General features: G+C 60.2%; 29 protein-coding genes. 27 read left to right on the forward strand and 2 right to left on the reverse strand.

The annotated features are described in order from the left end of the window. Window positions 1-272: 272 nt before the first annotated feature. The 4 genes from J4E58_RS19185 to J4E58_RS19200 all read left to right on the forward strand — a co-directional run bounded on the left by J4E58_RS19185 (window position 273) and on the right by J4E58_RS19200 (window position 3,253). The gene (locus tag J4E58_RS19185; RefSeq protein ID WP_087087695.1) at window positions 273-551 is read left to right on the forward strand and encodes a DUF3303 domain-containing protein; all 279 of its coding nucleotides are present in this window, start codon (window positions 273-275) and stop codon (window positions 549-551) included. Between the two features lie 108 nt (window positions 552-659). Then, window positions 660-932: a DUF4242 domain-containing protein gene (locus J4E58_RS19190; protein WP_087087693.1), complete on the forward strand. Its 273-nt coding sequence runs from the start codon at window positions 660-662 to the stop codon at window positions 930-932. A 297-nt stretch (window positions 933-1,229) separates the two neighbouring features. Beyond that, the gene (locus J4E58_RS19195) at window positions 1,230-2,219 is read left to right on the forward strand and encodes a DUF2157 domain-containing protein (RefSeq protein WP_007931873.1); all 990 of its coding nucleotides are present in this window, start codon (window positions 1,230-1,232) and stop codon (window positions 2,217-2,219) included. Next, entirely contained in the window at window positions 2,216-3,253 is a 1,038-nt protein-coding gene (locus tag J4E58_RS19200) for a hypothetical protein (RefSeq protein WP_087087691.1), read from the forward strand. Before J4E58_RS19195 ends, J4E58_RS19200 begins: the two co-directional genes overlap by 4 nt. Before the next feature lie 52 nt (window positions 3,254-3,305). Here the strand turns inward: J4E58_RS19200 and J4E58_RS19205 are convergent, their stop codons facing one another. After that, a complete protein-coding gene (locus J4E58_RS19205) occupies window positions 3,306-3,659 on the reverse strand; it encodes a hypothetical protein (RefSeq protein WP_007931870.1) in 354 nt (117 codons plus the stop codon). 299 nt (window positions 3,660-3,958) lie between these two features. On the opposite strand from J4E58_RS19205, the gene ltnD reads away from it, so the two are divergent. From ltnD to J4E58_RS19235, 6 genes are all read left to right on the forward strand, one after another. Continuing rightward, window positions 3,959-5,044: an L-threonate dehydrogenase gene (gene ltnD / locus J4E58_RS19210; protein WP_256583210.1), complete on the forward strand. Its 1,086-nt coding sequence runs from the start codon at window positions 3,959-3,961 to the stop codon at window positions 5,042-5,044. Window positions 5,045-5,054: 10 nt separating this feature from the next. After that, window positions 5,055-6,347 carry a 3-oxo-tetronate kinase gene (gene otnK / locus J4E58_RS19215; protein ID WP_087087687.1) on the forward strand — a complete coding sequence of 431 codons (1,293 nt, stop codon included), beginning with the start codon at window positions 5,055-5,057 and terminating at the stop codon, window positions 6,345-6,347. Further along, entirely contained in the window at window positions 6,344-6,994 is a 651-nt protein-coding gene (locus tag J4E58_RS19220; protein WP_087087685.1) for an aldolase, read from the forward strand. Before otnK ends, J4E58_RS19220 begins: the two co-directional genes overlap by 4 nt. A 193-nt stretch (window positions 6,995-7,187) precedes the next feature. Then, on the forward strand, window positions 7,188-8,648 hold the full coding sequence (locus J4E58_RS19225; protein ID WP_087087683.1) for an SLC13 family permease: 1,461 nt from the start codon (window positions 7,188-7,190) through the stop codon (window positions 8,646-8,648). A 19-nt stretch (window positions 8,649-8,667) separates the two neighbouring features. Next, window positions 8,668-9,450, forward strand: a complete 783-nt coding sequence (gene otnI / locus J4E58_RS19230; protein WP_087087681.1) for a 2-oxo-tetronate isomerase — start codon at window positions 8,668-8,670, stop codon at window positions 9,448-9,450. Window positions 9,451-9,615: 165 nt separating this feature from the next. Next, a complete protein-coding gene (locus J4E58_RS19235; protein WP_062825650.1) occupies window positions 9,616-10,029 on the forward strand; it encodes a hypothetical protein in 414 nt (137 codons plus the stop codon). Window positions 10,030-10,050: 21 nt separating this feature from the next. On the opposite strand, the gene J4E58_RS19240 is transcribed toward J4E58_RS19235, so the two are convergent. Beyond that, window positions 10,051-10,884 (reverse strand): DeoR/GlpR family DNA-binding transcription regulator, encoded by an 834-nt coding sequence (locus J4E58_RS19240; RefSeq protein WP_007931857.1) that lies wholly within the window; start codon window positions 10,882-10,884, stop codon window positions 10,051-10,053. Window positions 10,885-11,084: 200 nt separating this feature from the next. On the opposite strand from J4E58_RS19240, the gene J4E58_RS19245 reads away from it, so the two are divergent. The 17 genes from J4E58_RS19245 to J4E58_RS19325 all read left to right on the forward strand — a co-directional run bounded on the left by J4E58_RS19245 (window position 11,085) and on the right by J4E58_RS19325 (window position 23,107). Next, complete coding sequence (locus J4E58_RS19245; RefSeq protein WP_087087679.1) at window positions 11,085-11,387, forward strand: hypothetical protein; 303 nt, start codon at window positions 11,085-11,087, stop codon at window positions 11,385-11,387. A 139-nt stretch (window positions 11,388-11,526) separates the two neighbouring features. Beyond that, on the forward strand, window positions 11,527-12,123 hold the full coding sequence (locus J4E58_RS19250) for an antitoxin Xre/MbcA/ParS toxin-binding domain-containing protein (RefSeq protein ID WP_087087677.1): 597 nt from the start codon (window positions 11,527-11,529) through the stop codon (window positions 12,121-12,123). Next, window positions 12,123-12,626 carry an RES family NAD+ phosphorylase gene (locus tag J4E58_RS19255; RefSeq protein WP_087087675.1) on the forward strand — a complete coding sequence of 168 codons (504 nt, stop codon included), beginning with the start codon at window positions 12,123-12,125 and terminating at the stop codon, window positions 12,624-12,626. Before J4E58_RS19250 ends, J4E58_RS19255 begins: the two co-directional genes overlap by 1 nt. A gap of 160 nt (window positions 12,627-12,786) precedes the next feature. After that, the gene (locus tag J4E58_RS19260) at window positions 12,787-13,041 is read left to right on the forward strand and encodes a pyocin S6 family toxin immunity protein (RefSeq protein WP_062825653.1); all 255 of its coding nucleotides are present in this window, start codon (window positions 12,787-12,789) and stop codon (window positions 13,039-13,041) included. Between the two features lie 67 nt (window positions 13,042-13,108). Continuing rightward, on the forward strand, window positions 13,109-13,348 hold the full coding sequence (locus J4E58_RS19265) for a pyocin S6 family toxin immunity protein (protein WP_087089267.1): 240 nt from the start codon (window positions 13,109-13,111) through the stop codon (window positions 13,346-13,348). Window positions 13,349-13,532: 184 nt separating this feature from the next. Next, window positions 13,533-13,772, forward strand: a complete 240-nt coding sequence (locus J4E58_RS19270) for a pyocin S6 family toxin immunity protein (RefSeq protein ID WP_087087673.1) — start codon at window positions 13,533-13,535, stop codon at window positions 13,770-13,772. A gap of 60 nt (window positions 13,773-13,832) precedes the next feature. Continuing rightward, on the forward strand, window positions 13,833-14,075 hold the full coding sequence (locus J4E58_RS19275) for a pyocin S6 family toxin immunity protein (protein WP_310650901.1): 243 nt from the start codon (window positions 13,833-13,835) through the stop codon (window positions 14,073-14,075). A gap of 109 nt (window positions 14,076-14,184) precedes the next feature. Then, window positions 14,185-14,427 carry a pyocin S6 family toxin immunity protein gene (locus J4E58_RS19280; RefSeq protein WP_087087668.1) on the forward strand — a complete coding sequence of 81 codons (243 nt, stop codon included), beginning with the start codon at window positions 14,185-14,187 and terminating at the stop codon, window positions 14,425-14,427. 17 nt (window positions 14,428-14,444) lie between these two features. Next, complete coding sequence (locus J4E58_RS19285; RefSeq protein WP_087089266.1) at window positions 14,445-14,684, forward strand: pyocin S6 family toxin immunity protein; 240 nt, start codon at window positions 14,445-14,447, stop codon at window positions 14,682-14,684. A 188-nt stretch (window positions 14,685-14,872) separates the two neighbouring features. After that, window positions 14,873-16,333, forward strand: a complete 1,461-nt coding sequence (locus tag J4E58_RS19290) for a PAAR domain-containing protein (protein WP_087087666.1) — start codon at window positions 14,873-14,875, stop codon at window positions 16,331-16,333. Beyond that, complete coding sequence (locus J4E58_RS19295; protein ID WP_087087664.1) at window positions 16,330-16,719, forward strand: hypothetical protein; 390 nt, start codon at window positions 16,330-16,332, stop codon at window positions 16,717-16,719. Before J4E58_RS19290 ends, J4E58_RS19295 begins: the two co-directional genes overlap by 4 nt. Window positions 16,720-16,743: 24 nt before the next feature. Next, window positions 16,744-17,154 (forward strand): hypothetical protein, encoded by a 411-nt coding sequence (locus tag J4E58_RS19300; RefSeq protein WP_087087662.1) that lies wholly within the window; start codon window positions 16,744-16,746, stop codon window positions 17,152-17,154. A gap of 239 nt (window positions 17,155-17,393) precedes the next feature. Beyond that, window positions 17,394-17,678 carry a DUF3077 domain-containing protein gene (locus tag J4E58_RS19305; RefSeq protein ID WP_087087660.1) on the forward strand — a complete coding sequence of 95 codons (285 nt, stop codon included), beginning with the start codon at window positions 17,394-17,396 and terminating at the stop codon, window positions 17,676-17,678. 400 nt (window positions 17,679-18,078) lie between these two features. After that, on the forward strand, window positions 18,079-18,906 hold the full coding sequence (locus J4E58_RS19310; protein WP_087087657.1) for a formyl transferase: 828 nt from the start codon (window positions 18,079-18,081) through the stop codon (window positions 18,904-18,906). A gap of 531 nt (window positions 18,907-19,437) precedes the next feature. Then, on the forward strand, window positions 19,438-19,722 hold the full coding sequence (locus J4E58_RS19315; RefSeq protein ID WP_087087655.1) for a DUF3077 domain-containing protein: 285 nt from the start codon (window positions 19,438-19,440) through the stop codon (window positions 19,720-19,722). Between the two features lie 192 nt (window positions 19,723-19,914). Then, window positions 19,915-20,535: a dihydrofolate reductase family protein gene (locus J4E58_RS19320; protein WP_087089264.1), complete on the forward strand. Its 621-nt coding sequence runs from the start codon at window positions 19,915-19,917 to the stop codon at window positions 20,533-20,535. A gap of 424 nt (window positions 20,536-20,959) precedes the next feature. Beyond that, complete coding sequence (locus tag J4E58_RS19325) at window positions 20,960-23,107, forward strand: hypothetical protein (RefSeq protein ID WP_087087651.1); 2,148 nt, start codon at window positions 20,960-20,962, stop codon at window positions 23,105-23,107. Window positions 23,108-23,503: the final 396 nt, after the last annotated feature.

Raw genomic sequence — 23,503 nt, forward strand, 5'->3', positions numbered from 1 at the left:
CGCTGCAACGAGGGTGTCGCAGGGCCAAACGAGCGTGCTTTCAAGCGGCCTGGGGCGCGCGAGCAATTGGGCCGCTGACCGGTGGCTTCATGCTGGGGGCGGGAACAGGATCGGCGGTCATGCGGCGGGGGCGCAAGGCTGCTATTCCTTCCCTTGGGACAATCGTTTCAGACCAGACGGAATGCGGGTCGATACCGATGCGTGGCCGTGGTCAAGGTGCCTGCCAGGTGCGCGCGCAGAACAATGGGCGCCAGTTTCGCTGGAGGTGGCAAATGTTATTCATTGTCAGCTGGTCAATCAGTCCCGAACGTCGTAACAGTGCGATCGAGCGATTTCTCAAGACAGGTGGGGCGCCACCCGCAGGGGTGAGCATGCTGGGGCGTTGGCATGCCGTTGGCGGTATGACGGGGTTTGGGATCGCGGAAACCAGCGATCTCGCGCTGATGCAGAAATGGGTGCTTGAGTGGAGCGACCTGCTGCGCATGGAAGTGCCCCCGGCGTTGACCGATGAACAGGCCGCGCCGCTATTGGCGGCAGCGCTTGGCAGGTAACGGGCAAGCAGACCGTTGGCGATCCGCCGAGGGCTGTCTGCCTCGGCCAATATACGGGGTAACGCTGTTTGTCGGCGTGCCCCGGCCATTCACGAAGTGGAGGTTGTCATGCCGAAGTTCGTCATCGAGCGCGAGATGCCGGAAGCCGGGGCGCTTACGCCGCAGGATCTGCAACAGATCTCGCAAAAATCCTGCAAGGTTATCAATGAGCTGGGGTCGCAAGTGCAGTGGCTGCATAGCTACGTCACGGGCGACAAGATCTATTGTGTCTATATCTCCCCGGACGAGGAACTCGTCAGGGAGCACGCCAGGCTAGGTGGTTTTCCGGCGGACCGGGTATCGCGAGTCACCTCAATCATCGATCCGACGACGGCGGAGTAGGGGCTGCCGCCGAGGTTCGCGCGCCAACAGCTAAGGAGGTTGTAGGAACGAGCTTGCTCGCGATGAACGTGAGAGCGCCGCGTTTACCCAGTCAGTGGGCGTTATCGTTAACGGCTATCGCGAGCAAGCTTCGCTCCTACAGTAACGAGCTGGGATCAGCTTTTTTGTGGTTACGGCGTGCCGCGCGGCGGTCCGCTGGGCGTCTTGATAGACAAACGGCTGCGCAGCGCTTGGCTATGCTGTCGAGTCTATAGCCGGTATGCAGCCGGTCCCCATGTCCCCAGCCCCAAGAGCGCCATGAGAAAAACCACCCAGCAGATGTTGCTCCACGAAATCGCCGACTGGCGCCACCGTGGCCTGATCGATGCCGAGGCGCAGCAGCGGCTCGGCGCCCTGTACGAACGTCCCGAACACCGCTTGTCCACTGTCCTGCAATGGCTGGGCATCGGCGCGGTGCTGCTGATCGGCATGGCGGTGCTGGGCGGCATTGGCCTGCTGGCCGAGTCGGTGCTGGTGGGGGCGGTGCTGTTTTTCGCCGCCGGTGTCGGGCTATGGCTGATCGGCGCGCGCCTGGCCCGCGACCCGGCGCGACGCATGCCGGTCACCGGGGTGGCGATCCTGACCATCGGCCTGATCCTGATGGGCGCCAGCCTGTTGCTGGGCAGCTCCGACAGCGAGACCGGCGACTTCGGCAACCTGCCCCTGGCGCTGCTGGTCACCGCCGCCCTGAGCATCGCCACCGCCTATGGCTATCGCCTGCGCTGGCCGCTGCTGCTGGGCCTGCTTTGCGTCTTCCACGGCCTGGGTTCGTGGGAGTGGTATGGCGGTTCCGGCACGTACTATTTTGGCATCCAGGACCCGCGCTCCATGGCCGTGATCGCTGCGTTGACTGCGCTCCTGGGGCTCTGGCACCAGCGCGCCGAGGATCACGCCTTGCGCCGGTTCAGTGGCTTCGGACGGCTGTATGTGATCTTCGGATTGTTGTACTTCAACTGTTCGCTGTGGTTCCTCAGCCTGGAAGAAGCTTACCGCCAGACCCTGACCTGGACCCTGTTATTCACCTTGGGCGCCATCGTCCAACTGGTACTCGGCGCGCGCTTCAAGCATCCCAGCTTCACCGGTTTTGGCGTGGTGTTCCTCGGCATCGACCTGTACACGCGCTTTTATGAGTACGCCTGGGAACAGCTGAGTGCCGCGGTGTTTTTTGCCGTGGCCGGCGCCCTCGGCATGCTCCTGGGCTGGTTGTTCGAACGCACTGCGCTGCGCGCCGGGGAGGCTGGCCAATGACCCCGGATCGCCGTAATCGCCAGGTGCACAACGCTCTGGACCAATGGCTGCGCGACGGCCTGATCGACACCCAGGCCCACGCGCGGATCGCCGAGCTGTACCCGCAGACCCGCTGGGACTGGCGTTCCCTGGGGCGCTGGTTCCTGACCTTCGGCGCCATCAGCCTGGCGGCGGGCTTGCTGATCCTGCTGCATGAGCACCTGACGTTCACCTTGCCGAAGCTGGCGGGCGGCCTTGGCCTGTTGATGGTCGGCTTGTTTGTCGCCGGGCGCTGGCTGCTGGGCAAACAGCTGAAGCTGCTCGGCGCGACCCTGGAGTTGCTCGGCGGTTTTGCCCTGATCGGCCTGAGCCTGGTGCTGGGCATGATCTACTCCGACGGCTCGGGCAACTGGCCGGCGCTGTTGCTGGTGGACCTGCTGCTGTTGCTGGCGCTCAGTTATGTGCTGAACAACGTCTTGCTGCTGACCCTGTGCAGCGTGCTGTTCTTTATCTGGTTCGGCGGGCGCAGCGGTTATGAGTCGGGGTGGGGCGCCTACTGGTTCGGCATGAACTACCCGCTGCGCTTCCTCGGCGCGGCCCTGGCCATGGTGCTGTTCGGCTTTGTTCATCTGTGGGGCGAGGCCTCGACGCTGGCCCGTTATCGCGGCTTTGCCAAGGTGTGGATTTCCGCCGGGCTATTCATGGCCCAGATGTCGTTGTGGCTGCTGTCGCTGTTCGGCAGCTACGACCTGATCGACGGTCCGTGGCACCTGGCCGAGTCCGGCGAACTGGTGTTGTTCAATGGGCTGTGGGCGGCGTTCAGCCTGGGCTTGCTGGCACTGGGCATTCGCCTGCGCTTTTCCATGCTGGTGGGCTATGGCGCGACCTTCTTCATCATCCAGCTGTACACGCTGTTCTTCACCCAACTGGCGGACACCCTGGGCTGGTTCGTCAGCCTGCTGATCGCTGGCGGCAGCCTGTTGGGGCTGGTGATCTGGCTGGAAGGCAAACGCCAGCAACGCCGGGCTGTGCCGGGCGAAGCCGGATCGGTGTAGGGAAGGGGAGAAGCCCATGCCCGAAGTTGTGGGCATGGGCAGGCGACGGACCCTAGGCTGTCAGTCGTTTTTCAATATCCCGGTAGGTTTCGCTGTCTGTGGCCGCCAGCAGTTTGCGGCCATCCTTGAAGGTGCCGATGAAGGTCACCTCGGTTTCCTTGCCGGCTATCAGGTAGCCCGCAAGCGCACCCACCGGACCCAGCAGCATGGCCCCGGCGATGCCGTAGCCAATGGCGTCCCTGTTGGTGATGCTGTCCTGTGTCGCGATTTCCAGGTGTTTGAATGCGGAGGCTTTGACCTCGACACCTGGGGAGGGGTTGGTCACGGTCGGCAACTTGAAGACGCCCTGTCGGTACTCGCCATTCCCTTGTAGAAAATCACCAGCCAATACATTGATCTTTGCCATGTTGAATATCCTTGTTCAAGCATTGCGGACTGACCATACAGCGCCGTCCCACGCCCACCGTCAATGGGCGGGCGATGAAGGGCGGTACCACTGATCGGTGATGTTGCGCCTAACAGCATCGGTCTCGAGTGTAGACGTTTGGTTGACGCAGATCAGTGCGCTGGTCGCAATGGGCTACCGCTCGTCCGTTTGATTCTGCGCGGGCTGCAAGGCTGCCACGAGCTATCTGGTGTTCATGGTCTGCAATGTTAATAAATGTTAGATTGAAAAAATACTTCACATAATCTGTTCATTGGTGGATGATCGGCCACAACCTGATAACAACAAATCACAGGACGGCCCCTCGATGTCCGACAAGGTCTCGATTCACCCGCCAGGCGACCCTGTCGCCCCCGCCGCCCGTGCTGCCCTTTACCTCGCGGCCCGCCGCCCGCGCCTTGCCGGCGTGGAGCAAGCCGCTGTCTTCCCTGGAGTACCCCATGAATAACAAGAATGTCGGTGTTGTCGGCCTGGGCGCGATGGGCCTGGGCATTGCCCGCTCGTTGCTGCGCACGGGTTTCAAGGTGCATGCCTGTGACGTGCGTGAAGCGGTCACCCAGCAGTTCGCCAGCGAAGGCGGGGTGGCCTGCGCGTCGCCGGCGCGGATGGCCGAGGCCTGCGATGTGATCATCACAGTGGTGGTCAACGCCGAGCAGACCGAAACCGTGCTGTTCGGTGGAGAGGGCGCCGTGTCGGCCTTGGGTGCCGGCAGCCTGGTGATCGGTTGCGCCACCGTGGCGCCGACCTACGCGGTGGAGCTGGGCGAGCGCCTGGCCGAACAGGGCCTGCTGTACCTCGACGCGCCGATCTCCGGCGGCGCGGCCAAGGCCGCCGCCGGCGAGATGACCATGATGACCTCCGGCCCGGCTGCGGCCTACGCCAAGGCCGAAGCGATACTCGCCGGCATGGCGGGCAAGGTCTATCGCCTGGGCGACGCCCATGGCCTGGGTTCCAAGGTCAAGATCATCAACCAGCTGCTGGCCGGGGTGCACATCGCCGCGTCCGCCGAAGCCATGGCCCTGGGCCTGCGCGAAGGGGTGGACGCCGACGCCCTGTACGAAGTGATCACCCACAGCGCCGGCAACTCCTGGATGTTCGAGAATCGCGTGCCGCATATCCTCAAGGCCGACTACACAGCGCTGTCGGCGGTGGACATCTTCGTCAAGGACCTGGGCCTGGTGCTGGATACCGCCCGCGCCAGCAAATTCCCGCTGCCGCTGTCGGCCACCGCGCACCAGATGTTCATGCAGGCTTCCAGCGCCGGTTTCGGCCGCGAGGACGACTCGGCGGTGATCAAGATTTTCCCGGGCATCGACCTGCCGACCGCCAAGCCCGAGCCTGTCTGAGGAAGCTTTCATGACCCATTCCACCGCACGCCCGTTGCTGGGCTGCATCGCCGACGACTTCACCGGCGCCACTGACCTTGCCAACATGCTGGTGCGCGGCGGCATGCGCACGGTGCAAAGCATCGGTATCCCCAGCCGCGAAGTGGCGGCCGGGCTGGATGCCGACGCCATCGTCATCGCCCTCAAGTCGCGCACCACGCCGGTGGCCGAGGCGGTCGAGGAATCCCTCGCGGCCCTGGACTGGCTGCGCGAACAGGGCTGCGAGCAGATCTTCTTCAAGTACTGCTCGACCTTCGATTCCACCGCCGCCGGCAATATCGGCCAGGTCAGCGAGGCCCTGCTCAAGACCCTGAACAGTGATTTCACTCTGGCGTGCCCGGCGTTCCCGGAAAACGGCCGGACCATTTTCCGCGGCCACCTGTTCGTCCAGGACCAGTTGCTCAGCGAGTCGGGCATGCAGCATCACCCGCTGACGCCGATGACCGACGCCAACCTGGTGCGCGTGCTGCAGGCCCAGACCCAACTGAAAGTCGGCCTGCTGCGCTACGACAGCATCGCCGGGGGCGTCGAGGCGGTGCGGGCGAAAATCGCCGAACTGCGCGCGCAGGGCGTCGGCATGGCCATTGCCGATGCGTTGTCCGATCAGGACCTCTACACCCTGGGCAGCGCCTGCGCCGACCTGCCGCTGCTCACCGGCGGTTCCGGCCTGGCCCTGGGCCTGCCGGGCAACTTTCGCCGCGCCGGCAAACTGCGCGACTTCGACGCGGCGTCGTTGCCGACCGTTGCAGGCGGCGAAGTGGTGCTGGCCGGCAGCGCCTCGGTGGCCACCATCGGCCAGGTCGCGGCCTGGCTGGAGGCCGACCGTCCGGCCCTGCGCATCGACCCCATGGCCCTGGCCGCCGGCGAGCCGGTGGTGGAAAACGCCCTGGCCTTTGCCCGCGACAGTGACGAAACCGTACTGATCTACGCCACCAGCACCCCGGCCGAGGTCAAGGCGGTGCAACAGCAGCTCGGCGTCGAACGCGCCGGCGCGCTGGTGGAGAACGCCCTGGGCGAGATCGCCGCGGGCCTGCGCCAGAACGGCGTGCGGCGCTTTGTGATTGCCGGTGGCGAAACCTCCGGTGCGGTGGTCAAGGCGCTGGGGGTCAACCTGCTGCAGATCGGCGCGCAGATCGACCCGGGCGTGCCGGCCACAATCAGCAACTCCAGCGAACCGCTGGCGCTGGCTTTGAAGTCCGGCAACTTCGGCAGCCGCGACTTCTTCGCCAAGGCCCTCAAGCAACTGGCCGGAGGTGGCCGATGAGCGCCGCGGCGGACAAGGAACAGGCCCTGCGCGAAGAGATCTGCGACGTCGGCCGCAGCCTCTACCAGCGCGGCTACACCGTGGGCAGCGCCGGCAATATCAGCGCGCGTCTCGACGATGGCTGGCTGATCACCCCGACCGACGTCTGCCTCGGCCGCCTCGACCCGGCGACCATCGCCAAGGTCAACCTGGCGGGGGAGTGGGTGTCCGGCGACAAACCGTCCAAGACCCTGGCCCTGCATCGCCAGGTCTATGACCGCAACCCGGGCGTCGGCGGCGTGGTGCACACCCATTCCACCCACCTGGTGGCGCTGACCCTGGCCGGGGTATGGCAGCCGGATGACATCCTGCCGCCGCTGACGCCGTACCAGGTGATGAAGGTCGGGCACATCCCGCTGATCGGCTACCAGCGCCCGGGTTCGCCCAAGGTCGCCGAGCAGGTGGCGCAACTGGCCAACAGCGTGCGCGGGGTGATGCTCGAGCGCCTGGGGCCGGTGGTCTGGGAAAGCTCGGTGGCCAAGGCCAGCTACGCCCTGGAAGAACTGGAAGAAACCGCGCGACTCTGGCTGATGAGCAACCCCAGGCCGGCGCCGCTGGATCAGGCAGCCCTGGATGAGCTGCGCGAGACCTTCGGCGCGCACTGGTAGGTAGCGCGCTGCTGCAACTCGAAACTGTAAACCGACATTGCAAGCACCGCCCGGGAGTTGTCCTCAGTCTCTCGACGGCCCCGGCTTGCCTTTAAAAAACAATAACAACAGGACATCCCCGCATGACGTTCCCTGACTGCAGCTGTTTTGGCTTCACCGGCGCTTCTTTCTCTTATGAGGGAGGGGCCGCGCAATGAGCCCGCTTATCCTGATGTTGACGGCCGGCGCGGGCATCGCGCTGCTGCTGTTCCTGGTGCTCAAGTACAAGTTCCAACCCTTTGTCGCGCTGATGCTGGTGAGCATCCTGGTGGCGCTGGTGGCCGGGGTGAAACCGGCTGATCTGGTGGCGACCATCGAAGGCGGCATGGGCAAGACCCTCGGCCATATCGCGATCATCATCGCCCTCGGCGCCATGATCGGGCGGATCATCGAGCTGTCCGGCGGCGCCGAGGCCCTGGCCAAGACCCTGATCGAGCGTTTCGGCAACCGCCGCACGCCGCTGGCGCTGACCATCGCCGGGTTCATCATCGGCGTGCCGGTATTCTTCGAAGTCGGGGTGATCATCCTTATGCCGCTGGCCTATGGCGTGGCGCGCCGGGCGCGCAAGCCGCTGCTGGTGTTCGCCTTGCCGATGTGCGCGGCGCTGCTCACCGTGCATGCGTTCCTGCCGCCCCATCCGGGTGCCGTGGCCGCGGCCAGCCAGCTGGGCGCCGACCTGGGCCGGGTGCTGATGTTCGGCCTGCCGATCACCGCCTTCCTGTGCTACGTCGGCTACCGCGTGGCCGGGCGCATGACCCGGCGCTTCTACCCGATGACCGACGACATTCGCGCCGAAGTCTATGGCCCCCACGTGACCAACGAGGACCTGCTGGCCTGGACCAACGGCAATGCCAAGGACCCGCAACAGGCCGCGGTGGCCGTGTCCCACATGGGCCTGGAAGAGTCCACCAGCGCCATAGTCGCCAAGCTGCCGCCAGCACCCGCGCCCGGTTTCGCCCTGATCGTCAGCCTGATCCTGCTGCCGATCGTGCTGATCCTGCTGGGCACCCTGGCCACCTCGCTGCTGCCGGCCGAATCGACCTTGCGCGGTGTCATGACCGTACTCGGCGCGCCGCTGGTGGCGCTGCTGATCGATACCTTGCTGTGCGCCTGGCTGCTGGGTTCGCGCCGTGGCTGGAGCCGCAACCAGGTGTCGGACGTGATCGGCTCGGCCTTGCCGGGCGTGGCCATGGTGATCCTGATCGCCGGGGCCGGCGGGGTGTTCGGCAAGGTGCTGGTGGACACCGGGATCGGCGCGGTGGTCTCCGACCTGCTGCGCACCACCGGCCTGCCGGTGCTGGCCCTGGGCTTTTTGCTGACCATGCTGCTGCGCGCGGTGCAGGGTTCGACCACCGTGGCCCTGGTGACCACCGCCGGGATCATCAGCCCGCTGATCGCCACCCTGAACCTGACTCCCAACCACATGGCGCTGCTGTGCCTGGCCATGGGCGGTGGCGGGCTGGCGATGTCGCATATCAACGACGCCGGCTACTGGATCTTCACCAAGCTCGCCGGGCTCAACGTCGCCGACGGCCTGCGCACCTGGACCGTCATCACCACCTTGCTCGGTACCCTGGGTTTCTGTATTACCTTGCTGATCTGGCCTTTTGTCTGAGCCGTTTTTAGGAGCCAACATGCCTCGTTTTGCTGCCAACCTAAGCATGCTCTACCCGCAACACGGGTTTCTCGAGCGTTTCGCCGCCGCGGCGGCCGACGGTTTCGAAGCGGTGGAATACCTGTTCCCCTACGACTACAGCCCCCAGGAACTCAAGCAGCGCCTGAGCGACAACGGCCTGGTCCAGGCCCTGTTCAACGCGCCGCCCGGCGACTGGGCGGCGGGCGAGCGGGGCACCGCGACCCTGCCGGGGCGCGAGGCGGAATTCCGCGCCGGCTTCGAGCGCGCCCTGGAATACGCCGCGGTGCTGGGCAATTCGCGCATTCATGTAATGGCCGGCCTGCTGCCCTCGGAAGAGCTGCGCGAACGCCATCACGCGGTGTACCTGGAGAACCTGGCCTACGCCACCGCCCAGGCGGCCAAGGCCGGGGTCACCGTGCTGCTGGAACCGATCAACACCCGCGACATGCCGGGCTTCTTCCTCAACCGCCAGGACCAGGCCCAGGCGATCTGCAAGGAAGTCGGCGCGAGCAACCTCAAGGTGCAGTTCGACTGCTACCACTGCCAGATCGTCGAGGGCGACCTGGCGACCAAGCTGCGCCGCGACTTCGCCGGCATCGGCCATATCCAGATCGCCGGCGTGCCGGACCGCCACGAGCCGGACCTGGGCGAGTTGAACTACCCCTACCTGTTCGCGCTGATGGACCAGCTGGGCTACGACGGCTGGGTCGGTTGCGAGTATCGGCCGCGCGGCGATACCTCGGCTGGCCTGCAATGGCTGCGGGACTGGAAAGCCTTCTGAGGGGCGGGTGGGGCGGCGCCACGGGTCAGTGGGTGCCGCCCGCGAAGCGCGATTCTGCGGGAATCTGAACATTTCTGAAGGTGTCGGCCTTCGCTCCCCGGCTGCGGGTACATTGGCTCCCTGTCGCCAGGGCCATCACTGGTGCCATCAATGGGAGCGGGGAGCATGGAAAAGTCGATATTCGTCGATCAGTCGGGCCTGGACGACGCGCCTTGTCGTCCGCACGATCTGCATTGGGAACAGATCCCCACCGTGACCCTGGAGCGCATCGAGCGCGAATACCGTCGTGCCCGGCGCACCACCATTCTTGGTCAGTGGATCAATATCGCCAGCGTGCTGCTGGTGGTGCTGAGCGCCGCCTGCGGCCTCTGGCTGTGGAACCACTTCCGCGCCCAGGGGCTGGACCAGGGCTTTGGCTTGCGGCAACTGTTCGTGCTGCTGTTCTTTTTCGCCAGCCTGTGCGCGGTGGTGGAGTGGCTGCGGCGCATTCGCCGCACGACCCGGGTGGCCCTCGACGGGCTGGGCGAAGACCTGCGGGATATCGCCTGCGTGCTGTGGTTCAGAAAACAGCACCAGTGAGCCGCACCCGCGCAGCGGCTGTCAGTCTTTCGCTGCAACCGCTTGCGAGTCGGAGGGCAGCAGCAATTCCACCCCCTGTTTGCGAATCCCGTCCGCCGCGGCCTGGGCCAGGTCGTCGTCGCTGATGATCACGTCGAACTGCTCAAGCCCAGCGATGCGGTACATGCTGAAGGTGCCGTACTTCGAACTGCTGGCCACCAGCACCACCTGGGACGCCGACTGCATCGCCACCTGCTTGACCTCGACCTTCAACGCCGACGGCGTGGTGATGCCGCGGCGCAGGTCCCAGGAGCTGGTGGACATGAAGGCGATATCGGTCACCACCTGACGCAGGGTCGCCACCGCCAGCCCGCCGACGCAGGAATGGTTGTCGTGGTCGAGCTGGCCGCCGGTGTGGATCACCGTCACCTGCGGCGCCTCCATCAGCGCCTGGACGATGCCGAAGTCATTGGTCACCACGGTCATGCCCGACAGCGCCTTGATGTACGGCACGATCTCCAGGGTGCTGGTGCCGGCGTCCAGGTACACCGTCATGTCCGCGTGCAGCAGCCGCGCCGCCAGCCGGGCCATGGCCTGCTTCTGCGGCAGCTCGACCACCGCCTTGCTCTGGTGGCTCGGCTCGCTGTGCAGCTGGCTGGCGATACGCACCCCACCGGTCACCGAATAGGCCCGGCCTTCCTGCTCCAGCAGCGCGATATCGCGGCGCACGGTCATGTGCGAGCAGTCGAACATCTCCATCAACTGATGCACGCTCAACACCTGGTGCTTGCGCAACTGGCGCAGGATCAGCTCGCGACGCTGCTCGGGAATCATCGGGGCGCCGCTATCGCTGGCGATGTCCTTGGGGTTGGGCATTGAGGCTCCGCAGTGGCTGGGCAGAAGGTAGGTAACTGGCGGACATAGTAGCGAATCCGCGGGGCGTGGACGAGAACCCGTATAGGGCCGCATGGCTCTGCTTCTGTAGGAGCGCAGCTTGCGCGCGAAGAACGATGACGCGATATTCCTGCATTGCGCGTGACGGCTATCGACCGGCAAGCAGCTACCAAGGAGCGGTCATGAACCCCAAGCGTTATGAACACCTGACGATCAGCGTCGAGCCCCATGAAATGCGCATGAGCCATTGGGTGTACGCACCCAGGGTGGTGGATGCTCGCGATGGCCGGGTGCTGCTGGACCTGAGTGGCGGGCCGTGGGACCTGGTGTCCTGTTCGCCATCGACGGCGGCGGTGGAGCTGCTGTTGCGCAAGTATCCCGGAGAGCGTGAGGCGCTCCGCCTGAGCATTCGCCTGGCCGACAACAGCCTGTGGCTGGGCGACAACCCGGTCGCTGCCGGGGATATCGCAGGGGCGCTGGGCTGAGCTGCGCCTTTGCGTCCAGGGGCTGCGCCATTGCGCGAAGCGTCACCGGGGCCTGACGACCGTTGGTAAGCTGGTGGTTCTTTCTTTTGCCAAATGGCATTAAAGTGAATGCCATCTGTCATCAGGCCGGGAGATGATCATGACCGCCGCCGCCAAGAAAACCGCCACCGTGAAACCTTCGGCCGAGGCTGAGAAGGCCAAGGGCAGTGCGCCCAAGGCCATCGCCAAGGTCGAACCGCGCAAGCCCTCCGCCAGCCGCATCCGCGGCCCCAAGGCCAACCTGCTGCGCGAAGAGGCGGCGGTCTATGCGCTGCCTTCGCCCATGGTGCGCGGGCTGCTGCCGGGCACTGACGCCGATGACCCTATGGCGGTGTTCAGGGCCACCCAGCTGGGGTTCTCCCTGGGTGCGGTGATCGAGCTGGTGGAGTCGGTTGAGGCCTTCAAGCGCTACAACGTGCTGGCGAAGATCGTCGGGTTTTCCGAGCGCACCCTGGCGCGGCGCCTGAAGAACCAGGACCAGGCCCTGACCCCCGAACAGAGCGCCCGCGCCTTGCACTACGCGCAAGTGCTGGAGAAGGCCGAGGCGGTGCTGGGCTCCCGGGCGCTGGCCGAAGACTGGATGACCCAGCCGGCGCTGGGCCTGGATGGCGAAGTCCCCATCGACCTGCTGGCCAACCCGGTGGGCTATGAACTGGTGACGGACTTTCTGCACCGGCTCGAGTTCGGGGTCTACTGATGCTCACCGACCCCCTGGCCCCGGCCCTGCATTTCTGGCGCCTCGACCAGGCCCGACATGCCTCGACCTGGAACAGCGGCATTGGCGCCGAAGGCAGCGGCGGACGCTGGAACCCCAAGGGGGTGCAAGTGGTGTACGCCAGCCTGGACGCCTCGACCGCGATCCTGGAAGTGGCGGTGCACAAGGGCTTCAAGGCCCTCGACTGCCTGCCCCACACCCTGACCGCGGCCCGGGTGCTGGAGCCGTCGCGGGTCCACACCGTCCGCCCCGAAGACATCCCCAACCCCAACTGGCTGATCCCCGGCACCCCCAGCCACAGCCAACAAGCCTTCGGCGCCAGCCTGCTGGAGCAGCACGCCTTCGTGCTGATCCCCTCCAGCGTGTCGCGCCATAGCTGGAACCTGCTGATCAACCCCTTGCTGGCCACGGGGTTGTATGAGCTGGTGTTGCAGGAGCGCTTTGCGCTGGATGGGCGGTTGAGTCCGCCGGAGCATGTCGTGTAGCGCAGCAGCGCCGAGCAATTTCAGAATCTTCCTACATCCCGGCTCTAGCCACTTAGCGTAACGTTCCGTTGCCAACTGCAACCAAACTTGCCCCCATCTTGATGGGGGCTTTTTTATGGACGATGTGGAAGTGGACACGGCCTGCTGAAAAGGAGTTTTTATGTGCCTATGCATCACTGGCTTTCTACCTGATGAAGCTAACGACAGTTCATTGCAGTACGAGTTGGACGTCTCGTCTGAGTTTGAACAGGCCGTAATGGAAATATTGGGCTGGAGGAGCTTGGCAACTGAAGCCGATGGTGAGCTACTGCTCACCAAGGAGCAGGTCAGGCAGATAGCAACGGCCATCAACGAAGTCTTACCTGACGACCTTGATATGTTTATTGGTGTTGAGGCATCAATGTTGAGGCGATAGCTCAGGAACGTTTATGAGTAGGGCACTCTGCGCAGGGAAGAACCACACTCAAATGAAGAGGAGTTTTATGTACTTGCGCATCACTGGTTTTCTACCTGACGAAGCTAATGACGACTCATTGCAGTACAAGCTAAAAGTCTCATCTGAATGTGAGCAGACCGTAATGGAAATATTGGGTTGGCAGAGCTTGGCAGCCGAAGCTGATGGCGAGCTGCTGCTCACCAAGGAGCAGGTCAGACAGATAGCATCAGCCATCAAAGAATCCTTACCCGATCACCTCGATTTGTTTATTGGTGTTATTGCGTAGCGCCGCTGTTGGGTTGATACCTGGCAGAACACCAGTCACCACTGAAATTGGGATACCCCCCCATGTACCTCTGCCTCACTGGCTTTTTACCTGGGGACTTCCCGCACAGGTGCGATTGAAACAGGTGAACAAACCAAACCTGCCAAAGCCGGTAGAACAACCCCAAAATAGAGAGGCGGTCAGCATGTTTTTATGGGTTAGCGGTTTCTTGCCGGGCGATAACGAAGACGACTCACTGAAGTACGAGCTCAATGTACCTCACGAGTTTGAACGAAAAGTCCTGGATACTCTTGGATGGACAGACTTGGAAAACAGCCCCGAGGGCGATTGGCTACTTAACACTATGCAGGTACAGCAGATTGCAAAGATTGTTGGCGAATCTCTTCCGGCAGACTTGGATTTGTTCATCGGCGTAACTGCGTAGAACGGGTGAATCATGTCTGGACGAACAGCAGAAAAATAGGAGTGCTTTATATATCTGTGTATCACCGGCTTTTTGCCTGACAATTTCAGCGACACCTCATTGAAATACGAGCTGGACGTAGCGCCTGAATTCGAACAGCAGATCGTAGCCCTACTGGGTCATAAAAGCCTCAACGCCATGGCAAGCGGGGAGTGGTTGTTGACGGTGGAGCAGGCTCGGCAGATCGCTGTTTTGATCAAAGAACCCATTCCTGATGATCTGGATATTTTTATTGGGGTTGAAGCGTCCCTGTTGGGTCGATAGTTCAGGAAACATCGATGAATGGGTTACTCGGTACGGTGTGGGTGAGGATGACAAAAAGGCAGGGAGTCCGACTCTGCAACGACGGAATGAACGAGGCCAGCAGACCCTTATGTTTTTATGTATCGCAGGCTTTTTTCCCGATGGTCACGAAAATGAATATGTGCAATTTGAACTGGACGTAGCAGCGGAATTCAATCAGGCCGTGCTTGATCTGGTCGGCTGGAGCTCCCTCGAAGAGGGCGTGAAATATGGCGTTGTAGCGTTAACCGCAACACAAGTCAGGCAGATTGAGAGTGTGCTTGGGCAACCCATACCGAGTGATCTGGATATCTGTATCAGCGTTTTTGCCTAGAAACTGGGATGCGGTCTATGCACCTGTACCTCACCGGCTTTTTATCCGATGGCTTTGATGACACGTCATTAAAATATGAGTTGGACGTTGCTCCGGAATTTGAACAGAAGGTCATGGACATCTTGGGCTGGGAAAGCCTCGCCGCAGAGGCTGATGGTGAGCTACCACTGACCAAGGAACAGGTCATGCAAATAGCTGCCGCCATCAAAGAATCCTTACCCGATCACCTCGATTTGTTTATTGGCGTGGTGGCGTAGCTCCACCCATCATCCGTGATCCTCGTCGACCCATTGAAGGGCGAAATCAGGAAGTTCTGATCGTTCTTCTCGTCCCCTACGATTAGCAAAGGTTTTTAGTACGGAGGTTTGGGAAAGCTCTGATATTTACGACTTTTCTGCATTGATAGGGTCGGTGCCTGAATTTTTCAGACACTCAGGATGTACTCATGGCCTATGTCATCAGGGAAGGAGACCCGACCACGACCGGTGGAAAGGTTATCGCAGGTTCATCAACGACCATCGTTGAGTACCGCAAAGTTGCACGCATCACCGACCCGGTGTGGTGCCCGGTGTGCCAGTCGGTGGGGTATATCGCGGAGGGCCATAACACATGGCTGGATAACCAACAGGCTATCGCGGTAGAAGGGTGCGCCGTTCAGTGTGGCTGCCCTGTAGGTTCTAACCGTCTTGTCGCCACTCAATCTTCTGTCCTCTCGGATAATCAGCCAGCGGTTCCTGTTCCCGCCGCCTTGGTGCCGCAAGTTGTGGCGAACACCCAGCAATGGGCCGAAGCGATCAGGCGGGGATATTCGCAAAACCAATTCGCAGATTCACTGCCGCGCGATCAGGTAAAGGGGCTGGCGCCCATCAGCGAAACGGCGCTGTCAGCGCCCGCTCGCTTGTCGCAACAAGGCGTAGAGCCGGGCTTTTATATCGTTCAGTCCCCGATGAGCCGTGCAGCCCTCGAAGTGGTGCTTTTCGGTCGGCCCGACGCGGCCCTCCTGGAGAAGTTTCGTCGGCTCAACCCCCAACTGACGGACACCGCCAAACCCGGCCAGATGGTGGTCCTCAGCCATCCCGAAAACCATCAGTGCAGCCGGGAAGAAGCCCTGCTGATGGACGCAGCGCAAAAGGTCAGCGCCGCGTTGGACACCCTCACGGCCGAGGAGGCGGCCTTTATGGTCCAGTACCGGCAGCAGATCGAGTCCGTGCTGTCTTATGGCTCAACCAACCTTGGGGTCGCGACCGCTGCCGCCGGCAACCATCTGGACGGCATTAAAAGAACCTTGCAGGCCATCGAATCCCTCCATCAAACCTACTTCCTGCGGGATGGGCATCTACGCAGCGTCCAGTTCTTCGCCGAACGGCGGGCGCTGCTCGCCCGGCTGGACGCAAACCTCACCGCCATCACGAAAATGAGCATCGCCTTTCCTGACCACCCCGACCTGAAAACCGCCCTGGGAATTTCCAGCCGCAGCCTGGTTCATCACTGGACCAAAGCGGGAGCAGCGGGGCAGATACCGGGATATGCGACGCATATCGAGGGCGTGTCGAAGGCTTCCACAGTGCTCAAGTATGGTGGCTGGATTGGCACGGCTTTGGGCGGTGGAGTGTCTTACGTGAAAGTTCAGGATGTTTGTTCTGCGGGGAATAAAGAGGCTTGCGAGAAGGTGAAGTTTACTGAGGTGGGGAGTTTTGTTGGTGGGGTGTTCGGAGGGGCAATCGCCAGCCCGGTTTTAACCCAGGCTATGACTTCCATCTGTGCTGCAGTTGCTGTTCCTACAGGGGGGATGGGCGGTGTTGTCTGTGGCTTGGTGGTGGTTGGAGCGGGGAGCTATTTGGCAGGGAAGGGTGGAGGCGCCTTCGGAGAACTCCTCGGAGAAAATATTTATGAGGTCGGGCAATGAATAAGTTAAGTACGGCGGAATACGTGCTTACCTTTTTGGGTGTGGCCACGTTTTTGGGTGGGGGAGTTACTGCAGGGGTGTATTTCTATCTGAGTTGCACCCGAATGGATGAGATTTTGGGGTATGTAAAAAACTGCAAAGTAGTAAGTAATCAAAGGTATTATCTTTATATGGGCGCTTGGGGGCGCTTTTTAATGATTGGGATGATTTCGGGCGCCTTGGCATACTCTAACTATCAAATTAGAAAGGGGATGATGGATGCTGGTGATGTAGATGATTTTCCTGAGCCGCTCAAGCGGAGACTGATTGCAATGTTTAACATGCAGTTAGTATTCCTGGTCTGTCTAATAGTTGAGTTTATTGTTCTGAAGTTGATCAGGCCGTGATAAGTGGCGTTATGAGGTTTTCAATTGGGCCTGCTTAACCTGGCGGCAGTTGTGCTTGCATTCACATTTGCCGGAATACTTGTTGGTGCCTTTGCCCTGATGGGTGTTTTTCTGTATGTCGGGTATTCACGTATGGAGGAAATGCTGGGCCATCTTGAGAATTGCCAAGCAATACAGCAAAGAAGGTTTCTTATGCACGTCGGGCCGTGGGGGACAGTCATGCTTACGGCGTCGATTGCGGGAATCATGACATTTCCCGGAATCTATCTTCGTCACGGCGGAGTCAGTCAGGCGGACTTGGACGCTTTTCCATCGCCCCTGAAGCGCAAGCTGATCCTGTTGCATATCGTGAATATTGCGCTGGCCGTGGGTGGTTTTTTGGTCGGCGGAGCAATGGTTGTGTGTTGGAACTATGTAAAAAAAGGCGGACTTTAAGGCCGCGAGGTTCGGACATAAACTGCCACGCCTTTGTCGTTGCCCTGTATCGAGCCCAGAGCTAGCCTTTGATCGTCGCTGCAAACGCAGTGATCGGGCTTGGTAACCCGTTTTGATACAGGCGCATCGATATGGAGTTCAATTATGTGCGCCGACAAGTCGTCCGCAGATCGCGGCTTTTCTAATCTCCTTTTCCTGCTCAATTACGTCTGCTTCCCAAGAGCAAAAGGAGGTGCGCTATGAGCACCTCCACCCCCGTCAAAACCCTCGGTTTCGTCACCTTCGGCCCTTGCGGCGATGGCGAGCAAACTCTGTTCCGCGTCAATGCCGACGTACCTCTGCACCAAGCCCTGGAACACGCTTCGACCCTGCTGTACTACGCCAAGAAACTCGCCCTGGATGCAGCGATGGAAGAGCAGGGCGAACGTTACGCCTGGGCCGCGCACTTTCTGGCGGAGATGGGCAAGGCGGTGATCGATGATGTGGGATTGGGACTGAGGGAAGAGGAGGTATTGCAGGCTTAACAGGTAGGGGGATGTTGGGGAGGGCGCCGTTTCTGGGTGGCAGGGAAACGGCGTTTTTTAGGGCGGTCACCCCGGCACCACACTGTCGATTTCCCAAAGTCTGGTTCGACTATCTTTCAGGGAACGACGCCGATGGATCGCAATGACCGTCGGCGTTCCCTTCGGCGGGCCATCCAGGACCTGTTCTCGCAGTTGCTGCTGGGGCGCCGTATCGGTCGGGAGCTGCCCGGGGACGTAGCGACGACAAAAGAGCAACTATGCTAGGCCTGATGCCGAAATTGATTGAGCAGATCGGGCTTCCCGTCCTTGCGTCGTGGAAAAGCAATGGGAGTGGGATCGATCCGCTTGGGTTTAATTGACCGTCGCTGCCTCTCAAGGTCGGTCTGTTGGAGGTCTGAAGTTGCGTATCGCTTTTTTGGTGAACCGAGATGTGGAGAGCAACCTCACTCTCAACTTCCTGTTGCCCGAGATTCACGAGAGCACCGTGGGGATATTCCTCTCGGAGAGAGTGGGAACGGGCAGCAAGGTACCCCGCATGCTCGGACAACTCGCATTGATCGAGCAGGACCTCTTCAATGCCTTGGCTCCGGGGGTGAGCGGATCGAGCGATCAGGTCAGCAGCGGCCATCGATTCGGTTTTGCAGAACTGCAGCAACGCTTTGGGGTACCTGTGCGGGTATTGCCCAGCTTGCGGGATCCGGCGGGCCTGCAAATGCTGCAGGAGGCGGGAGCGGATCTGTTTGTCTCAATCCGCTTTGGTCAAATCCTCTCCCATGAAGCGTTGGTCATTCCGTCACGCGGCGTCCTCAACCTTCACTCTGGCCTCTTGCCTCACTATCGAGGCGTTCTCGCGACGTTCCGGGCGCTGCTCAATGGTGACCCCGAGATCGGCTGTACGCTCCATTGGATAGACAGTCCCGGCATTGATGTGGGTCGCATCATTGAGACGGCGCGGGTGACGGTCGAAAAGGAGCGCTCCTTGCTGTGGCACATCCTTGCACTTTATCAACCAGGCGCGGGCCTCATCCTGGACGCAATCAGACGCCTGGAGCGCGGCGAGCCCATGATGGGGGCGCCTCAGGATCCATCTGCAGGCGCCTACTACTCCTTTCCCAGCGAAGATGACCTGATGCGCTTCACCACACTGGGGTGGCGGCTCTTCGATCGCGAGGACGTCTGGGATCTTTTCGAATCGTACGGATTTCCGTTGCGCACGCGCACGCTTTGAGCGTTGAACGGCCGCCAGGCTTCCAGATGTATCGTGCTGTTTGCCTCCAACATCCGGTCACGAGAGGCACGCCAGAGCGGTGGTCCGCATGCCATGACCCGGTGGAAGGAAGAGGCTCACAGGGCTGGAGAGGCATTGATCTGGCGTTTTTCCAGCGTTGAATCTGACCGTCTCGCGTGAGCGGCTGCATGACTGTGTTTCCAGTTGCGACCAAGGCCGGATAGGCCGACTCCTCGATACCCCGCGCAGAGCGCGGCCCGCCCTGAGTGACCGCATTCCAGATATTTCCAAGACGATGGGGTTAGACATAAACTGCCACGCCTTTGTCGTTGCCCTGTATAGAGCCCGAGACTAGCCTTTTGATCGTCGCTGCAAACGCAGTGATCGGGTTTGGTCGCTCGACTTTGATACAGGCGCAACGATATGGAGTTCAATCATGCGCGCTGGCAAATCATCTGCAGATCGCTGTTTTTCTAATCTCCTTTCCCTGCCCAATTACTCCCACTTTCCAAGAGCAAAGGGAGGTGGGCTATGAGCACCTCGACCTCTGTCAAAACCCTCGGCTTCGTCACCTTCGGCCCTTGCGGCGACGGCGACCAAACCCTGTTTCGCGTCAACGCCGACGTGCCTCTGCACCAAGCCCTGGAGCATGCGTCGACCCTGCTGTACTACGCCAAGAAACTTGCCCTCGATGCTGCCATGGAAGAGCAGGGCGAACGTTACGCCTGGGCCGCGCACTTTCTGGCGGAGATGGGCAAGGCGGTGATCGATGATGTGGGGTTGGGTTTGAGGGAAGGGGAGGAGCTGAAGGTTTAGTGGAGGGATGTTGCAGAGCGCCGTTTCTGGGTGGCAGGGAAGCGGCGTTTTTTAGGGTGGTTACCCCGCATCGCACTGTCGATTTCCCAGAGTCTGGTTCGACTATCTTTCAGGGAATGCAGCCGATGGGTCGCAATGATCGTCGGCGCTCCCTGCCTGAGCACTTTCACGCAGACGAACCAGGAGAAGACCATGCGCAAGCTAATCGTTGCCGCTTTCATGAGCCTGGATGGCGTTATCCAGGCGCCCGGCGGGCCCGAAGAAGATACCAGCGGCGAATTTCGCTTCGGCGGCTGGGTCGTACCCTACGCCGACGAAGCCTTTGGCCAGGCCATGCAGGAGCTGTTTTCGCAACCGTTCGACTTGCTGCTGGGGCGGCGCACCTACGACATATTCGCCGGGTATTGGCCGCACATACAGGCCGGTTCAAGCAACAGCGCCATCGCCGACCTGTTCAACCGCGTGCCCAAGCATGTGGCCACCCATAGTCCCGAGACGCTTGATTGGCACAACAGCCATGCGCTGCAAGGAAACCTCGCCGACGCCATACAGGCCCTCAAACAGCAGGACGGTGCCCACCTGTTAACACAGGGCAGCGGCGATCTGGTGCGCCAACTGCTGGCCGCCGGGTTGGTGGACGAGCTTCGGCTGATGATCCATCCCATCGTATTGGGGCGCGGCAAGCGGTTGTTTGATGAGCACGCACAGGCGTCGGCCTTCACGTTGGTGAACTCAACGAGTACTCCTGGCGGGGTGTTGATTGCCCACTACGTTCGGAGTGGCGACGTACAAACAGGAACCTTTGAAGAGTAGGAAAGAGCGTGAAGGCGTTGGAGCCCGACGCCTCGGGCTGATAGTCGTCACTGGAGCTTTGGGATATGAAGAGGCTCCTGGGTGTTGGCTGAGAAGGGAAAGCAGGGCGGTTCTGAATGACCGCTAACGGCCGATTCTGTTGAAAAAGTCGGTTCTTCGAAACCGCCCACATACTGACCGCTGAAAATGCGTTTTTTGCGCGCCGCTACGCGAAATCTGAGCCCGGAATCCTCTGCTCAATGTAAAGATTTCAATCTCAAGCGCGTACTTTTCTACCGTGGAAATCAGAGCCGACTTTTTCAACAGAATCGGCCAAAAGCAGACCTTCATCTGAAACGCCTACTAGGGAACTCGCCATGGAGTGCGACTAACTTCAAAATTATCGCTATTGTTAAAATCCCAGTTCTGTTGCCAAGGAGGACTCATGAGCGCATCGTCGATACCATTGGAAAGCGAGGTTGCGGCTTGGCTGGTACAACTGATCGAAAGCGAAGGCTTGCATGACGCTATCGCTGGAAAGGATGCCTTGGTATCAATAGCCGAAGGCGTGCGCCAAGCCCACTTCATTCCCTCATTTGGTATCGACTATAGATCCAGATTAGCCTCCGCAGACGCAGCTGAGCATGTGCTCAATCAGCTGACATCGCTAGAAATCATCTCCGTCAATATGAGCATCTCTCTTACAACTGGAGAGGTGCTTCGACCGGACATTCTTTGCTTCAACCCGGAGTCAAGAACACTGGTTGTTTTCGAGATCAAGAGAGCGGCAGAGACTGAGCGACAGACAGTCACTGAGCTGGGGGGCTATGAGCAGGAGTTGAGAAACCTTCTGCCATTTGTAGGTGACTACGATATCTGTTTCGTGGTGGTAGCCACTGAGTGGTCGACCCTTTTGAACCACGCGGTGGGCGCATTGAATGCCTGGTCGGGTAAACGGTGCCTCGCCCTTAAGCTTGCTCTCGATGTATCCGGCAAGGATTTAAGTCTGAGTTGCCACCTTCCGGAAGCTTGGCACCTAACCGGAAGCCTTGCGCTCGCCCCCGAAGCATTGCAGACCATTAACCTGTATTTGGCAGAAGATGACCCAGACATGGACGAAAACTATCCGCCGAGGTCAGTCATTACCGCCATGGATGTGATAGCTCGCGCTGGTGATCGAGCTGGGTCTCACGGCTTCATGATGCTCTGGAAAGATGTCAACGGTATGGGAAGAGGTGTCTGGGGCTTAACCCTTTGTGGAATTGATCCATACGCGATGTATGCATGGTGGAGGGACCATGGCCTGCCTCAGCGCGATTCCGACATCGCCCTCTTCTTCGATAAAAACCTAGACGGTATGCCCGGCTTGGTACCAAGCTCCGTTTTTGCACACGTCGATGAGGCAAGAAGTCTCCTCTCTGATCGCTACGATCTTGAGCTTGGCGATGCATTTAGCTGGGAGATGCAACTCAAGGCTCTGCGCATGCAAGCCCTGCCGAGACGATTCGAATTTTGGGGTAGCCTCGGACAATACGCCCAGAAGTTTGTCTGCAACCCAGGCGTTCGCGACCGGTATATGCCCTACATTGGGCACAATGATCTGGACTGGACAGATCCAGACGTAGCACTTCCGCTTATCCAAAACCTCGCGCAAGGCACTCCATTTTCAGGAGGACAGATACGTTGTAGCGACGCGTTCAAAGCTGGTACCGCTATCGGGACACTCATCATAGCTCTGAGGAATGCAGCGGCCAGCGAAGCTGCGGCGTTGAAACTAGAGCCGTTCGTTTGCTGGTCTCAATACGAAGCGCTTCGGTACGCCATTGAAATGCAGCAGATCAGTGTCGGAACTGATGATATTGAGGAGCCAATTCCTACCCTGACGAATAATCCCCAACAAAGGCTGCAGGCTGCGGAGGCGATGAGACTCTGGATTTTTTCCCACCTCCTTGGGGATGACCATCCTTTCCATCAGCATTGCTTTGAACTCGGATGCAGCGGCCCTTTTCTGTTTGGTGACTTGGCACTACGACTAGGCTATCAGCTTCCCCGAGAGCCCCGAGAACACATGCTTGGTGAGCTGCGTGAAATCATGAAGCGAGCGATCCCGAAAGTTGCGGCCAGCGTGGGGTACCAAGTCCGCAGTGAAGCGTACAAGGCGTTTGCAGACTATCTTTCCCCCTATCTTGATATTGGATCTTGTCACGACGTAATCTCAGTGGGGAATGCGGTCGATGCGATGCCCGATGATGAGCTGATTGCCCAATTTCCCAAGCGGATTTTGAAAGGTATCGACAGCATTATCCCTGTTGTTTTTCACCAGGCAAAAGCGGTTCCAATCTCTGCAGTCGACTGGGATTGGCTCAAAGCAGGTATTCGAGCGTTGTACGATGCTGGTAACCATCATGGAGCAGTCATCCGCCAACTGGATGGAACTATTGGGACTGGATGCGTCGACAGAGGTATGACCAGCTTGCTTGTTCCCATTGCAGACCCAAACGAGGAAGTGTACTTCTATGACAATCTCGCAGGGCACGCCATCATGACGAATATCACGTGGCAGAAGCTGATTGAAACGGTTACTTCCAATTAATGTGTTCACCCCTTTTGGGCCAAAGCGGCGACTCGCGCATTCCAGCATATGACTGGCAGGAACCGGCCGATTCTGTTGAAAAAGTCGGCCATGGTTTGCGCATCAGAAAAGTACGCGTCCGAGATTGAAATCTTTACTTTTGGCAGGGCTTCCACTCGGATTTCACGTAGCAGCGTGCAAAAAAGGCGTTTTCACCAGTCAATAATCAGGCAGTTTGGGCAGACCGACTTTTTCAACAGAATCGGCCAAAAGCGGTCATTCAAGAAGTATCCTTAATGCCGCCCTTTCTGCGCCGGTCACATCCACAATTTTATTTTCTGACGGACACAATGGCGGCTCTGCCACCATCTAGCAGAAACGAAAACGACACACGGTCTTCATTCGTGTAGAGAATTC

The sequence above is a fragment of the Pseudomonas sp. FW305-25 genome (genome assembly GCF_017351415.1).
Lineage (GTDB): Bacteria > Pseudomonadota > Gammaproteobacteria > Pseudomonadales > Pseudomonadaceae > Aquipseudomonas > Aquipseudomonas chlororaphis.